The 15,639-nt window shown below is 54.2% G+C and carries 10 protein-coding genes and 1 pseudogene; 5 read left to right on the top strand and 6 right to left on the bottom strand.

The genetic code is table 11. The annotated features are described in order from the left end of the window. Positions 1-6 precede the first annotated feature (6 nt). Positions 7-2,874, top strand: a complete 2,868-nt coding sequence (gene gcvP / locus QWY27_RS12940) for an aminomethyl-transferring glycine dehydrogenase (RefSeq protein WP_290198793.1) — start codon at positions 7-9, stop codon at positions 2,872-2,874. Positions 2,875-2,884: 10 nt separating this feature from the next. Here the strand turns inward: gcvP and QWY27_RS12935 are convergent, their stop codons facing one another. Genes QWY27_RS12935 through QWY27_RS12920 form a run of 4 tightly spaced genes read right to left on the bottom strand, consistent with a single transcriptional unit; the run spans position 2,885 to position 6,572 of the window. Beyond that, positions 2,885-4,786: a DUF945 family protein gene (locus QWY27_RS12935; protein WP_290198792.1), complete on the bottom strand. Its 1,902-nt coding sequence runs from the start codon at positions 4,784-4,786 to the stop codon at positions 2,885-2,887. Continuing rightward, positions 4,783-5,286 (bottom strand): dihydrofolate reductase, encoded by a 504-nt coding sequence (locus QWY27_RS12930; RefSeq protein WP_290198790.1) that lies wholly within the window; start codon positions 5,284-5,286, stop codon positions 4,783-4,785. The genes QWY27_RS12935 and QWY27_RS12930 overlap by 4 nt, the downstream gene beginning before the upstream one ends. A gap of 36 nt (positions 5,287-5,322) precedes the next feature. Beyond that, positions 5,323-6,117 (bottom strand): thymidylate synthase, encoded by a 795-nt coding sequence (locus tag QWY27_RS12925; RefSeq protein ID WP_290198789.1) that lies wholly within the window; start codon positions 6,115-6,117, stop codon positions 5,323-5,325. Positions 6,118-6,131: 14 nt separating this feature from the next. Then, on the bottom strand, positions 6,132-6,572 hold the full coding sequence (locus tag QWY27_RS12920) for an OsmC family protein (protein ID WP_290198788.1): 441 nt from the start codon (positions 6,570-6,572) through the stop codon (positions 6,132-6,134). 223 nt (positions 6,573-6,795) lie between these two features. On the opposite strand from QWY27_RS12920, the gene coq7 reads away from it, so the two are divergent. Together coq7 and tviB are read left to right on the top strand one after the other, a co-directional pair. Beyond that, entirely contained in the window at positions 6,796-7,440 is a 645-nt protein-coding gene (coq7, locus tag QWY27_RS12915; RefSeq protein ID WP_290198853.1) for a 2-polyprenyl-3-methyl-6-methoxy-1,4-benzoquinone monooxygenase, read from the top strand. A 435-nt stretch (positions 7,441-7,875) separates the two neighbouring features. Continuing rightward, positions 7,876-9,149: pseudogene (gene tviB / locus QWY27_RS12910) on the top strand (Vi polysaccharide biosynthesis UDP-N-acetylglucosamine C-6 dehydrogenase TviB). 7 nt (positions 9,150-9,156) lie between these two features. Here tviB and pgi read toward each other — a convergent pair. Continuing rightward, positions 9,157-10,722, bottom strand: a complete 1,566-nt coding sequence (gene pgi / locus QWY27_RS12905) for a glucose-6-phosphate isomerase (RefSeq protein WP_290198787.1) — start codon at positions 10,720-10,722, stop codon at positions 9,157-9,159. 36 nt (positions 10,723-10,758) lie between these two features. Next, a complete protein-coding gene (locus QWY27_RS12900) occupies positions 10,759-12,147 on the bottom strand; it encodes a phosphomannomutase/phosphoglucomutase (RefSeq protein WP_290198786.1) in 1,389 nt (462 codons plus the stop codon). A 161-nt stretch (positions 12,148-12,308) separates the two neighbouring features. Between QWY27_RS12900 and QWY27_RS12895 the strand changes: the two genes are divergently transcribed. Further along, positions 12,309-13,724: an FAD-binding oxidoreductase gene (locus QWY27_RS12895; RefSeq protein ID WP_290198785.1), complete on the top strand. Its 1,416-nt coding sequence runs from the start codon at positions 12,309-12,311 to the stop codon at positions 13,722-13,724. A gap of 9 nt (positions 13,725-13,733) precedes the next feature. Next, the gene (locus QWY27_RS12890; protein WP_290198784.1) at positions 13,734-15,638 is read left to right on the top strand and encodes an LTA synthase family protein; all 1,905 of its coding nucleotides are present in this window, start codon (positions 13,734-13,736) and stop codon (positions 15,636-15,638) included. Position 15,639 lies beyond the last annotated feature (1 nt).

The following is a 15,639-nucleotide window of genomic DNA, read 5'->3' as shown; positions in this document are numbered from 1 at the left end:
AAAATCATGTCCCAAGCTTTGGATACTTCGAACGAATTTATTCCTCGCCACATTGGTCCGAGCGAGGACGATCAGAAAAAAATGCTCGCAGCGATTGGCGCGGCGAATCTCGACACCTTGATGCGCGAAGTTGTGCCTGCGAACATCCATATGTCTCGTGAGCTTGATCTTCCCGGCGCGCGCTCAGAGGCCGATGTGTTGGCTGAAATGCGCAAAATAGCGGGCGAAAATCAAGTGTTTCGCAACTACATCGGACAGGGCTATTACGGCACGCACACACCTAACGTTGTGTTACGTAATATTCTTGAAAATCCAGCTTGGTACACCGCCTACACGCCGTACCAGCCAGAGATTTCACAAGGTCGTCTTGAAGCGATCCTGAACTACCAAACCATGGTCGCGGATTTGACGGGACTTGACATCTCTAACGCGTCTTTGCTTGACGAAGGTACAGCTGCCGCAGAGGCGATGACGCTCGCGCGTCGCGCTTCGCAAGCCGCGAGCAAGGTGTTTTTTGTGTCACAGCATTGTCATCCACAGACTATCGAGGTGATCCGCACCCGTGCAGATGGTTTGGATATTGATGTGGTGGTGGGTGATGAGGGCAAGGGCGTACCTGCTTGTTTCGGTTTGCTCCTGCAATACCCTCATTCGCTTGGTGCTGTCGCGGACTATCGCGCGATCACTGAGCAGGTTCATGCCCAAGGCGGTGTCGTGGCGTGTGCAACGGACTTGTTGGCGTTGGCACTGCTTGAGCCCCCCGGACACTGGGGTGCGGATATCGCGATCGGTTCGGCTCAGCGCTTTGGTGTGCCCTTTGGTTTTGGTGGTCCCCATGCTGGCTTCATGGCTTGCAAGGATGCGTTCAAGCGGAATATGCCTGGCCGCTTGGTCGGTATCTCCAAAGATGCCCAGGGCAATCAGGCTCTGCGCTTGGCGCTTCAGACCCGTGAGCAACACATTCGCCGCGAGAAAGCGACCTCCAATATCTGTACGGCACAGGTACTGTTGGCTGTGATGTCCAGTATGTATGCTCTATGGCATGGTCCCAAGGGTATTCGGTCTATCGCCACGCGAGTACATCAGTCGACCGCAATACTCAAGCAGGGCCTCGCATCGCTTGGTATCAAGGTTGCGAACGATACCTTCTTTGACACGCTGTTGCTCGAAACGGGTACGCAAACAGAAGCCGTGCTGACTGCCGCACGTGCGGCACGGATCAATCTGCGCAGCGTCAGTGCCACGCATCTCGGTATATCCCTGGACGAAACAGTCACGCTCCAAGACCTTGAAGAACTGCTTGACGTGTTTGCTCGGGCGACCAAGCAGTCGCCACCGGCTTTGTCCACGGCGATAAACGGCTTGCCAGGCATTCCCTCAAATGTTCAGCGCAAGAAGGCCATCCTCAGTCATCCCGTCTTTTCCAGCATACAGTCTGAAACGGATATGTTGCGTTATCTGCGAAAGCTCGCTGACAAGGATCTCGCACTCGATCGCACAATGATCCCGCTTGGCTCTTGCACAATGAAGCTCAACGCAACGGTCGAGATGATTCCTGTGACATGGCCGGAGTTTGCCGCCATTCATCCTTTTGCACCGGCAGATCAGACGCGCGGTTATCAAAAGATGATTGAACGTCTGTCAAAAGACTTGTGTGAAATCACGGGCTATGACGCCATCAGCTTGCAGCCTAACTCTGGTGCGCAGGGCGAGTATGCGGGTCTGCTTGCGATCCGTGCTTACCATCGTGCGAATGGACAACATCAGCGAGATGTTTGCCTCATCCCATCATCGGCGCATGGTACCAATCCCGCTTCCGCAAACATGGTCGGCATGGATGTTGTGGTCGTCGGCTCAGATGCGCACGGCAACGTTGATATCGATGATTTGAAAGCCAAAATCGCCAAGGTTGGCGATCGTCTGGCCGCTCTGATGGTGACCTATCCTTCGACACATGGTGTCTTCGAAGAGTCGATCACAACCATTTGCGATCTGATCCATGAGGCCGGTGGTCAGGTATACATGGACGGTGCGAATATGAACGCCATGGTGGGTGTCGCACAGCCAGGAAAGTTTGGCTCCGATGTTTCCCATTTGAACTTGCATAAAACATTCTGCATTCCGCACGGCGGCGGCGGGCCCGGTGTGGGGCCTGTTGGTGTGCGTGCGCATCTCGCGCCTTTTCTGCCTGGTGTTGTGAATGAAAAGGGTGTCATGGCCAACGGCATGCCCGTGGGCCCAGTATCGGCGGCCCCGTTCGGCTCAGCGAGTATTTTGCCTATTCCGTTTGTCTACATCTCGCTGATGGGGGCACAGGGTCTGAGGCGCGCAACAGAGGTGGCGATTTTGAGCGCCAACTATGTGGCTCGTCGACTGGCTGATCATTATCCTATTCTGTACACGGGTCGTAATGGTCGCGTCGCGCACGAGTGCATTCTTGATATGAATCCGATCAAGGAGGCCTCTGGCATTTCCGCCGAGGACATCGCAAAACGTCTGATGGATTACGGTTTCCATGCACCGACCATGAGCTTCCCTGTTGCGGGTACCTTGATGGTTGAGCCAACTGAGTCAGAGGGACTGGCTGAGCTGGATCGTTTTGTCGACGCGATGATTTCTATTCGTCAGGAGATCGCTCAGGTCGAACGGGGTGAGCGCGATAAGAGCGATAACGTTTTGAAAAATGCGCCACATACGGCTCAGATGTTGCTAGCTGAGGAGTGGCATCACGACTATCCGCGTCAGCAGGCTGCCTATCCTCTGGCAAGCTTGCGTGACACCAAGTACTGGCCGCCTGTTGGGCGCGTGGATAACGCCTGGGGCGACCGGAACTTGGTGTGTTCTTGTTTGCCTGTAGAGGCTTACGCCGAGTAGGAGTAAAGGGTTACTTTTCGGCAGACTTGAGTTCTGCCGAAAACTCCCTCACGAGTTTAAAGAAGGTACTGACCATGCCTTCAATCGCATCTTGACCAATACCCCCGTAGGTGCTGATATCCATTTCCAAAACGGGGGCGCCAGATTCTTTGACATAGACTCGCGCCCAACGATTCCGCAGGTTCCAGCCATTGACGAACTTGAGTGCGGCCACATGTTCAGATGAGTAAGTTGCACGCAGCAGGACGTCTTCGCAAGTTGGATCCTTGCGGCAACCACTAAAAATAATCTCGATGCTCTGCGCACCAGAGTCGCCTGGCGTCACTTTAAGAACAAGGTCGCCATCGGCATCTCTGGATTCCTCGTAGGTGAATTCTGAGTCACTCAGGATGGCGCCTAATACCGCAGGATCCAAATGCTGAAGAGATAAGGCCTCATCAGGTCCTTCCTGTCCGGAAGTGGCCTGACTGGTGTAAAGCTTGGACGGCAATAGCGTGCTTAGAACCTTTAGGATGGGTTCTGGAGGAGTGCGTTGCCCATTGATACGCAACTCGCCTTCTTGGACGTTGAAATGGGTGACGAGACGGCCGTTTTGAACCCGTCCGAGTTTGAGCTGGAAAGCCATATCCGCGAGTCTTTTCGCTTCGCGATCCGCCAGGCTTTTCGCCTTGGCAGGAGAGGTGCCCGGGGTTTGAACGCTTTGCAGAATGAGAGCATTGACCATCGATTGTGAAATCGTCAGCGTCGCATCGAGTGTGTCGATTGGACTTTCGCGCAAGCCAATGCCACCTGAAGCCAGTTCAGCGCCCCGGAAAGTTGTGCTCAGGTTGAGCTGACTTTTTCCTGAGGAAGTTTCCCAAGCAAGCGGTTCGATACGAATGCTTGGGTTGTTTTTGAGCAGGCCTTGAACATAGACCCAGATTTTTTTGATTTCGGCGGTACTGAGCGGCTCAGGAGCAAGAATATTGAGCATCACGCGAATCAGGGTGCGGTTGTAGAGCTCAAGCAAAGGAGAAAGGTCGCGGTCGCTCAGGTTGTCATAGGTGAGCGCAAGTCTAAGCGCGCCAAGTTTGTTCTGGGCGATCCCCAGCTCACTAATGTTGATTTCAGTCGCGCCACTCAGCTCGTCATCCGTGCGCGAGAGCGCACTGCGAAATTTGAATTTTTCCAGTTCAATTGTGGGAGCATTGACCGATGTCCACGTCAGTCGACCGATCTCACGGGAGTGAATGCCAATAGGTAATCCCGATGAATCGAGCTGCGCTTCCAGGCGGACCTTGACTGTGTTGAGATCAAGCGTGGTCTGTCCATTGGTCATGTTGAGTGACTCAAGTGCCAGCGTCCCACTTCTGCTTTTGAATCTCGGACCGATTTCCGCCGTAAGCGTGGCACCGCCGAACTTGACCCGCAAAGCATCTTGAGAGAATTCTGCAGGCGTTGCTGACCAATTCAAACTTGCAACACCGTTCGTGCCAACGCGCGTCTGACCGCTCAAAAGTGGCTGCTCAGAGTTGGCCTTTGTCAATTGCTCGATCCAAGGCGTTGGCGCACTGACTGTTTCAATCATGGCGCCTACGGGACTGAAATCACCGGAGAGCAAATTTTTAAAGGGAAAGGGCCCATGGGCGATACGGTTGATAAAAAGAATCTCTCGCTTTTGTTGGGGATCAGATTCCTTAAGACCTGGAAGGGTGAGAACGTAGGAAGCTTCAGTGGAAAAAATACCTCTTTGGTAATCGCGGGCCGACAGGCGGACTTGCTCTGGCCACGTGCGGGCCAGATGAAGATTGATGGCATCGACGGCCGCATAGGATTGCGACTGGATCTTAAAGCCTGACCACAGGCTTGCCCCACAATATGCGGCAATGGCTGTCGCCACGAGAGCAGTCACTGCGACGAGCTTTCTCTTCATGTTCGTTCCAACTGTTCGGGATGCACACGCCGATAATGTACGACATCGAAACGCAATCCATTTTCCTCCGGATAGTGTGTTCTGGAGGTTTCGGTCCACTGATCCTTGTTTAAAGGTGCAAAATGGGCGTCGCCTTCAACGTTCTCTAATACCTCTGTGGCGATGATCTCTTGAGCAAATGCAAGTGCCTCATGATAGATCTGCGCGCCACCGATCACAAAGGCCCGGTCCACGTCCTGTAAACAAGCAATGGCTTGCGCAAGGCTGCTCACACACTCCGCACCAGAGGCATGAAAATCAGGATTTCTCGTAATGACGATATTACGCCTGCCGGGTAACGGCCTGCCAAGTGATTCCCATGTCTTGCGCCCCATGATGACAGGGTGTCCAAGCGTCGTGCGCTTGAAGTGTGCCAGGTCACTTGGCAGCTTCCAGGGCAGAGCGTTGTCTCGTCCAATGACACGATTCAGTGCGTAGGCGACGATCAAGTAAAGCTGCATGGGAGTCGGGCCTTGTGGGCTTGGTTAAGTCAGGCGTTAGACGGCTACGGGCGCTTTGATATGCGGATGGTGCGCGTAATCCTCGATCACGAAATCTTCGTAGCGATAATCAAAAAGTGAATCAGGTTTACGTTGAATGACGAGCCTTGGATAAGGGTGGGGTTCACGCGACAGTTGCAGCTCGACCTGCTCGAAGTGATTGCTGTAAATGTGGCAGTCCCCACCCGTCCAAATGAAGTCACCGACCTCGAGGTTGCACTGCTGTGCGACCATATGTGTCAGGAGGGCATAGCTTGCGATATTGAAAGGCACACCAAGGAAAATGTCTGCGCTGCGTTGATAGAGTTGGCAAGAAAGTTTGCCCTCCGCGACATAAAACTGAAAAAACGCATGGCAGGGAGGCAACGCCATATTTTTGATTTCACCCACATTCCACGCGGACACAATTAGTCTTCGCGAGTCGGGCGTTTTGCGAATTTGTTCAAGTACTTGTGAAATCTGATCGATATGGCCACCGTCAGGCGTGGGCCAGGAGCGCCATTGCACGCCATAAACGGGCCCGAGATCGCCGTCTTCGCGCGCCCACTCATCCCAGATCGTGCAGCCGTTTTCCTGAAGCCATCGGACATTTGAATCACCCCTCAGGAACCAGAGCAGCTCGACAAAAATACTTCGGGTGTGAAGTTTTTTGGTTGTCACCAGAGGAAAACCTTTCGAAAGATCAAAGCGCATCTGATAACCAAAGACAGATCGTGTGCCGGTACCGGTTCGATCGGTTTTGTTGACGCCTGTGGTGTAGACGTGGCGCATAAAGGTTTCGTACTGGTTCATAGGAAATTTTATGATCAAGTCGATGAGGGAAGGGCAGTGTCTACGATGTCTGCGGACCAGGTGATCTCGGCAGTGTGCGCAAGCATGGCGGAGGCTGAGCAATATTTTTCATGAGAGAGCGCGATCGCGCGCTCAACGGCGGCACGCGGAAGATTGCTTCCCGTGACCGTAAAGACAAAGTGAATCTTCGTGAAGACTTTTGGATCCGTTTCCGCACGCTCGGCTTGTAGCTTCACAGAGCAACCGGTAATTGCATGTCGTCCGCGCTTGAGTATCAGCACGACATCGTAAGCCGTGCAGCCACCAGTCCCTACTAGCAACAGTTCCATGGGTCTTGGGGCGAGATTATGGCCGCCACCTTCCGGTGCGCCATCCATTGCGGCGATGTGACCTGTGCCTGTCTGGCCAACGAAGAGCATGCCGTCCGGCCCGCCCCAATCAATTCTGACTTCCATGTTTGATCCCCTGCGTAGAAGCAAGAATGATAAACGGAAAGAGGCCTGAAAGCTCTTGTGAACCTGCTTTTGTGCTTTAGGGCTATTTTGTGCGCAAGGGCGTTAAGATACCGGGCATTGCTGCTTGGAATGTTTCACCATGGATCGCCTCCCAATACCAACGTCCTCAACACCCCCGGCGACCGAAGCCACCGGGTCACGCGCAATCAGTGCGCCTCGCCTGATGCGCAGACACGGGTTGCTGGACCCGTTTATTGCTGAAATCGATGTCGCTTTGCAAGTCCTCGGGGCGGGAGTGACCGCGTCGCGCCCCAATCCCGCCGGTCCGCTCAGGCAGGACGATGATGCGCAGATGGATGTCGAGTCCAAGCGCCATGCGGCAGGATTGATGCGAGTCAATCACGTGGGCGAGGTTTGCGCGCAAGCGCTTTATCGCGGTCAGGCTGCAGCGGTCCAGAATGTCGAGAGTGCTGAGTTTTTTTTGGCGGCCGCCTCAGAGGAGGTTGATCATTTGGGCTGGTGTGCTCAGCGTCTCAAAGAGCTTGACAGCCGTCCGAGCCTCTTGAATCCGCTTTGGTATGCAGGCTCTTTCGCCTTGGGCGCGCTTGCCAGTCGAGCGGGGGCTGCGAAAAGTTTAGGATTTATGGCGGAAACCGAACGCCAAGTTGAGGCGCACCTAGACAGCCATCTCACTGAATTGCCACCAACAGATGCGCGCTCAAGAGCGATCGTGGAGCAAATGAAAGAAGACGAGATCAAGCATCGCGTCAGCGCGGAGTATCGGGGTGCCGAGGCGCTTGCACAGCCGGTACGCGCTGTCATGCGCTTGATGGCAAAGGTCATGACGGGGACCGCGTACAGGATTTAGGTTTGTTGATCTTTAAGTGTTGTTGCAATGCATCAAAATATTGAAATCACTTATTTTTTATACGGATTGATAAATATTCTTGCAACGCACCAACTTTTCAGCTAATATTTGTTTATGGAAGTTCAGTCATGAGTGTGTTGAATCTGATTGCTAGTGTTTACCAGTAGCCGGTTTTTAGTTTTGTTGGTTACATAGCTGTTACGCAGTGGTTGACTAGCCCAACACTGATTCATTCGCTGAGACCCTCGAGGTTTCCTGAACTTGCCAAGGTTGTCTCCTCCACCCTCCTCCTTTGGTGGATTTAGCCCAAGACTGCAAAGTCTTGGGCTTTTTTTTTCGTGGGCTTTTTTTTATTTCTTAAGCCTTTATGATCTCGTACTCAGCGTTCAAACAAAGGTGTTGTGCCTGCGAGCGTGGATCGAGTTGGAGAGTGACTTGCACATTCAAGACGTAAAGTTGGCAGTAGTCGGCCTGGGCTATGTGGGGCTACCGTTGGCGGTTGAGTTCGGTAAACAGCTTCCGGTGATTGGTTTTGACATCAATTTGACGCGCATCGAGGCGCTTAAAAAAGGTCACGATCACACACTTGAGGTCGATTCCGCGGAACTGGCGCTTGCAACGGGTTTGCGCTACACCGCAGATCCCGAAGCGCTGCGCGAGGCGAATACCTTTATCGTGACGATGCCAACGCCGATCGATGCCTACAAGCAGCCAGATCTGACGCCTTTGATTCTTGCCAGTGAAACGATTGGCCGTGCTCTGAAAAAAGGTGATCTCGTCATTTATGAGTCGACGGTTTATCCAGGCGTGACCGAAGATGTGTGTGTGCCAGTGCTGGAGCGCGTCTCTGGCTTGCGATTCAATCAAGATTTTTTTGCTGGCTATAGCCCAGAGCGTATCAATCCGGGTGATAAAGCGCGTCGGGTGACGACGATTAAAAAGGTCACTTCTGGCTCCACCCCCGAAATTGCGAAATTAGTGGATGAGCTGTATCGCCTTGTTGTTGTGGCGGGAACGCATTGCGCACCCAGCATCAAGGTGGCGGAGGCTGCCAAAGTCATCGAGAATACCCAGCGCGATGTGAACATTGCTTTGATCAATGAATTTGCAAGAATCTTTAATCGTCTTGGTATAGACACTGAAGATGTTTTGACTGCCGCAGGCACTAAATGGAACTTTCTGCCCTTCAGGCCTGGACTGGTGGGTGGGCCTGCATTGGCGTCGATCCTTATTATTTGACGCACAAGGCACAGTCGATTGGCTACTATCCGGAAATTATTCTCGCCGGGCGCCGGATCAATGACAGTATGGGTAGTTATGTAGTCGCCCAACTCGTCAAAGCCATGACGCGGAGTCGCATTCATGTTGAAGGTGCGCGCGTATTGGTCATGGGATTCAGCTTCAAAGAAAACTGCCCGGACCTACGCAATACGCGTGTGGTCGACGTCGTGCGAGAGCTTGAGGAATATCACGTCGATGTGGATGTGTACGATCCTTGGATCGATCCGCAAGAGGCCGCGCATGAGCATCGCGTACATCCTGTGAATATCCCGGAAAAGGGTGCTTACGATGCCATCATTCTGGCAGTTGCCCATCGACAGTTTGTTGAAATGGGGATCGAAGCGATCCGTGCGCTGGGTAAGCCTGAGCACGTGTTATATGACTTGAAATATATTTTCCCGGCAGAGCAAACTGACTTAAGGCTATAGGACTACATCAACCACTTGCGAGTTTGCGTACCCAATACGCAGTTGAGGGATCATATGGACTGACTGCCGGGTCGCTACCGAGCGCATCTAGCCGTCGTTCGATATCGCCAGCCAGCCGTTTGCCAAACTCAACGCCCCACTGGTCAAAAGGGTTGATTCCCCAAAGCACACCTTCTGTAAAGACTTTGTGCTCATACAGCGCAAGCAGTGCGCCGAGTTGTCTGGCCTCGAGCCTGGGCAGCACGATGAGCGTGGAGGGGCGCCCGCCTGGATGTACGTGATGACGGGCGAGCGTTGCGGCTTTCTCGGGATCTTTTTCTGTTTTGCTGACTTCTTTAAGCGATTGCTCGAAAGACTTGCCCTCTAGTAAGGCGGAGCGTTGCGCTAAACAGTTGGCGATCAATAGTCTGTGGTGTCGTGAATGACGGTGATCCGGTACGGCACAAAGAATAAAGTCGACGGGTGCGCCCTTGCCATCCTGATGCAGCCATTGAAAAAAAGTATGCTGGCCATCTGTGCCCGGCATGCCCCAGACAACCGGACTGCTGGGGACATCCAGGGCTGAGCCATCGCGCAGCGTGGCTTTGCCGAGAGACTCCATTTCAAGCTGTTGTAACCAGGGGACGAGGCTACCTAAGCGCGCATCGTACGGGCATAGGGCAAAAGAACCGTAACCCAGCACACTGCGATTGGCGACGGCACTTAGTGCCATCTGCACGGGGGCGTTCTGCTCAAAAGGTGCGTGGAGAAAGTGGTCATCCATGGCTGCGGCACCCGCGCGCAATTCATTGAGCGCCTCGATCCCCAGCCCCAAAGCGATTGGCAGGCCAATGGACGACCAGAGTGAGTAGCGACCGCCTACCCAGTCCCAAAATTGAAAAATACGTTCATCGTGGATGCCAAAGTCGCGCGCGGCTTTGGGATTGGCTGTCACTGCGGCGAAGTGATCCAGTGGATCTGCAACCCCATTTGCACGCAACCAGTCTATTGCACAGGCAGCATTTGCAAGAGATTCTGTTGTGGTGAATGATTTGGAGGAAATGATCACCAGGGTATCGTGCGCATCCAGTCCCTCGAGTGCTGCGGTAATGGCATGCGCATCGACGTTTGAGGCGAATCTCAAGTTGCGTCGAGTCCCTGCACCAGCAAGCGAATCAAAGGCCAGCCGGGGCCCCCAGTCACTCCCCCCTATACCCAAATGCACCACGTTACGGTATTGGTTACGGGCATTCACATCCTCGACAAATTTAGCCAGACGCGCGCGTTCGGTGAGCACGGCATCGGCCACCGCTTCCGGTGGGGCAGCAGCCCGCAAGGCGGTGTGCCATGCGGCGCGTTGTTCGGTCCAATTAATCGTTGCGCCCTCAAAGAGGTCGCGACGGTACTGTTCAAAGCCTTGTTGCTCAAGCAGCGCCTGAGCGGCCTGTGTCAGCGCCGCCGAGCTTCTTTGTGTCGTGAGGTCGACTTCAAGCCCGGCTGCTTCGATCACTCTCAGTGAGTCAGGCTTGGAGGGGCTGCTCAGCACAGCTTGTGAAAACTGCTTCCACGCGGAGCTGTTTGACAGAGAAGGCATAGGATCCAGTGTGAGGTAAGTGTCAGACGCGCAGCGTTAAAAAGGTAATTTGGCTGCGGGGGCAAGTAAGAGTAGCTGTTCCCGGAATGCTTTTTTGATACGTTCAAGCGCCTCGGGGGTGTCGCCCTCAAAGCGTAAGACAACAACCGGAGTCGTGTTGGAGGCGCGTGCCAAACCGAAGCCATCGGCATAGTCCGCCCGTAGACCATCAATTTTGAAGATTTCCGTCGCACCGGCAAAAACGCCTTCGGTTTGCAGTCGCTTGATGAGTGCGTGGGGCTCGCCCTCGCGCATTTCAAGCTTGAGTTCGGGGGTCGATACGCCTTGAGGCAGGGCTTCCAGTACTGCAGAGGGATTGACCTCTCTTGAGAGGATCTCCAGCAAACGGGCGCCCGTGTAGAGGCCGTCGTCAAAACCAAACCAGCGTTCCTTGAAAAAGACGTGGCCACTCATCTCGCCAGCAAGAGGTGCGCCGGTTTCGGCAAGTTTCGCTTTGATCAGTGAATGTCCAGTTTGCCACATCAGGGGTTTGCCGCCCGCTGCGCGAATTTGTTCGGCAACATGACGACTGCACTTGACGTCGTAAATGATGGTCTCACCCGGACAACGCTGCAAGACATCCCGGGCGTAGAGGATCAATTGACGATCGGGCCAGATGATTTGTCCGGATTTGGTCACGACACCTAGTCGATCACCGTCGCCATCAAAAGCCAGGCCGATTTCGCAGTCAGTCGTTTGTACGCAGCGAATCAGATCCTCGAGGTTGTGGGGGTCTGCCGGATCAGGGTGGTGGTTGGGGAAGGTGCCATCGACCTGGCAAAACAGCTCGGTGACCTCGCAGCCAAGACCTCGAAAGAGTGCGGGGGCGACGGCGCCGGCCACTCCGTTGCCGCAATCGATCGCGATCTTCATTGGTCGGCTGAGCTTGATATCGCCAAGGATCCGTGCCAGGTAGGGTGTCAGAATATCGACGCTCGAGGCGGTGCCAGGTTGTGCGGCACGGGCTGGTCCTGCGGCGACTTCGTCACGCAGACCCAGGATTGCATCGCCATGAAGCGTCTGACCACCCATCATCATTTTGAAGCCGTTGTATTCGGGCGGGTTGTGACTGCCGGTCACAGCCACACCGGAACCGGTTTTGAGTGTGTAGGCCGCAAAATAGACCAGTGGAGTCGGGACCTCGCCCACATCAATCGTGTGGATGCCACCTTCACGCATGCCCTGCTGGAGTGCGCCTGCGAGTTCCGGGCTGCTGAGTCTGCCATCGCGGCCAACCACCATGGTCGTGACCCCACAGGCATGTGCCCGCGCTGCCAAACCCAGACCGAGTTGCCGGGCGAATTCGGCATTCAGGGCTGTGGGAACGACGCCACGAATGTCGTAGGCTTTAAAGGCTGCGTAGGGAAAAGTCGATGAGGCAGACACGAGCGGACTCCAAGAATAAAAACAGCTTGATTCGATATTATCGCCGATTTGAAATGTTTGTTTCCCACCAGAGTGAGTTGATATTAGTGATCGGGCAAGGGGATCTCACCTACAATTTAGAATATCTCTATATGTTGGACCGACCATTTAAAGAGAGTCGAATGAGCGCATTGAAGCAATTAGAACAAATCGTGGGCGCAGCCCAGTTGTTGACGGGTGAGGCAATGGCCCCCTATCTAGTCGATTGGCGGGGTCGCTATCGTGGTGATGCGTTGGCGGTCGTGCGTCCTGGGTCGACCGAAGAGGTCGCTGCGGTCGTGCGAGTTTGTGCCGAGCACAAGATTCCAGTGGTGCCTTATGGTGGCAATACGGGGCTGTGCGGTGGCGCGACACCAGACAATACAGGCCGAGCCTTGGTGTTGTGTCTGGCGCGTATGAACCAGGTGCGGGAGATTGACACCGACAACGACACGATCACCGTTGAAGCGGGATGCATCCTACAGTCTGTTCAAGAGGCGGCACAGGCTGCTGGCCGCCTGTTTCCCTTGAGTCTCGCGGCAGAAGGTAGCTGCACGATTGGCGGCAATTTATCCACCAACGCGGGTGGCACGCAGGTCCTGCGTTATGGCAATACGCGTGAGCTGGCTTTGGGTCTCGAAGTCGTCACCCCTCAAGGTGAAATCTGGCATGGTCTACGCGGGCTGCGCAAGGACAACACCGGTTACGACCTGCGCGATCTCTATATCGGCAGCGAAGGCACGCTAGGTATCATCACTGCCGCCACGCTCAAGCTCTATCCCTTGCCGGTCGCGCAACGTGTCGCAATGCTTGCGCTGAACTCCCTTGAGGACGCGATTGCCGTGTTGTCGCGTGCGCGAGCCGGTTTTGGTGCTTCGCTCACCGGTTTCGAGGTCATGATGGGATCTGTTCTCAAAGCCGTTGTGCGTTTGTATCCGCAGCAACGTCTGCCTTTCGAGGGCGCCTCCGCGGACGCTCCCTGGTTTGCGATTCTGGAACTGTCCGACAGTGAAAGTGCCGAGCATGCGCAAGCGCGTTTTGAATCGGTGCTCGGAACTGCGATCGAGGATGGTTTGGTCGTGGATGCGGCGATTGCTGAAAATATTGCGCAGAGCAAGGCGATCTGGCATTTAAGAGAGAGTATTCCGTTGGCTGAATCAGAGCTTGGAAAGAGTATCAAGCATGATGTCTCGATTCCGATCTCTTTGATTGGTCAGTTCGTCCAAACAACGAACGCCGCACTTCAGGAGAAATTTCCCGGTATTCAGCACATCGTGTTTGGCCACTTGGGTGATGGCAATCTGCACTACAACGTCGCACGCGCGCCTGAGCAGACTGAACAAGAACTGCTCGCCAAACAATACGATGTCTATCAATTGGTCCATGACAGTGTGCATGCTTATGGCGGATCCATCAGCGCCGAGCATGGTGTGGGTCAACTCAAGCGAGACGAGTTGACGCGATACAAGAGTGAGCTTGAACTCAGATTGATGAAACAAATCAAGCAGGCACTCGACCCGCATGGTTTGATGAACCCCGGTAAAGTTTTGCAGGCTTAAGGAAAACAGATGCTTCGTTTGACATGGCGGTTTTGGTGGACAGCACTCTTGATGCTGACCTTGTTCCGTTTGTGTCTGGTTGCATGGCAATGGCCGCGAGTCGAGGCTGTTGATGGTTTCTGGCCTGTGATGATCGGCGGTTTACGCATCGATCTCGTCATGATTGGCATGATGATCGCCATCCCCGCCGGAGCGGGACCTTTTTTCGGGCATTTCGCGATCGCTGAAAAAATCACCGCCTGGTGGTTTAGGGTGTGTTGGTTTCTGCTGCTACTGCTCGAGGTGTCGACACCACAGTTTATTGCCGAATACGATACGCGCCCCAACAGGCTTTACTTCGAGTATCTTGGTTATCCCCGCGAAGTCTTCTCAATGCTGTGGGAGGGCTATCGTTTGGTATTGTTGGCGGCGTTTGTGGGTCTGGGTATCGGGATGTGGGGGGCGTTCAAGCTGTTTAAAGCCGGCAAGCCCGATCGAGAGCTTCGCTGGTGGTTGCGTCCGGTTGTCAGTGTGCTGTTGATTTTATTTTGTGTCGGAACGATTCGCGGTACGCTTCAGCATCGACCGATCAACGCGTCTTCAGTGGCTTTCGGTAACGATGCGATGGTTAACGCTTTGCCGCTCAATGGTTTCTGGAGCGTGACGAACGCCGCCTATCTCATGAAGAACGAGAAGTCTTCATTTGATATGTACGGCAAAATGCCAATTGAAGAGATCAACGCAATCGTTCGACAGGCCGCAGGTATTCCTGATCCCGTGCTTGACCCGCATTTGCCGACCCTTCATGCGCAGACGGCGACAAAGCGTCGGGACAAGCCACTCAACCTCGTCATCATCCTGCAAGAAAGCATGGGTGCCCAATATTCGAAAAAACTGGGTGGTGCCCAAGACTTGACGCCAGAGCTTGATAAGCTGGCCAGCGAGGGCTGGTGGTTTGAGCGCGCCTACGCCACGGGCACGCGCTCTGTTCGAGGTCTCGAGGCGGTGAGCTCGGGCTTCTTACCGACTCCGGCTCAGGCCGTGCTGACACTGCCGCGTTCGCAAACCGGTTTCTTTACGATCGCGGAACTGTTGGGCAGGCATGGTTATTACTCTCGCTTCATTTATGGCGGAGAGGGTCATTTCGACAATATGCGTAGTTTTTTCCTTGGGAACGGCTTTAATGAAATGGTCGATCTTCCCAAGTTTGTCGCACCAAAGTTTGTCGGGTCTTGGGGCGCCTCGGACGAGGATATGTTCAACGAGCTTGACCGGATTTTGCGCGAGGATACTGCGCGTCCGACTGTCACGATGGCTTTCTCTGTATCCAACCATTCGCCATGGGAGTATCCAAAGGGCCGCATCGAGCCGATCGGCGATCCCGCCTCGGTGACCAATACCGTGCGTTATGCTGACTGGGCTATTGGAGATTTCTTTAAAAAAGCACGTCAATCAGCATATTGGGACAATACGATTTTTGTGATTGTGGCCGATCACGATGCGAGGGTCTACGGTGGGCTGGTGCCAGTGCGTCACTTCCATATTCCTGCCTTGATCCTCGGTCCGGGTGTTGAACCAAAGTCTGACCCTCGTATCATGAGTCAGATTGATCTGCTCCCCACCTTGCTCTCGCTGATGGGGATTGATACCGTGCACCCGATGTTGGGACGCGATCTCACGCGCGGTCCTGCAAACCGCGCCATGATGCAGTTTGGTGACAACTATGGCTTCTTGAAAGCCACTCCCGAGGGTGAAAAACTCGTGGTACTAGAACCAGGCAAGCCTGCGCGGACGATGCGTTATGAAATGCCTGATCGTTACACTCCGATTGAGGTGGATGAGCAACAGTCTCGTGAAGCGCTTGCCCATGTCCTGTGGCCAAGTTGGGCGTACCGTGAGCAGCGCTACGCCTTGCCCCCGCGCACAACGCGTTAGG

Origin of the sequence: Zwartia vadi, assembly GCF_030410375.1 — a bacterium.
Lineage (GTDB): Bacteria > Pseudomonadota > Gammaproteobacteria > Burkholderiales > Burkholderiaceae_B > Zwartia > Zwartia vadi.
Note: the sequence above shows the minus strand (reverse complement) of the source record. Positions and strands in the feature narration are given on the sequence as shown.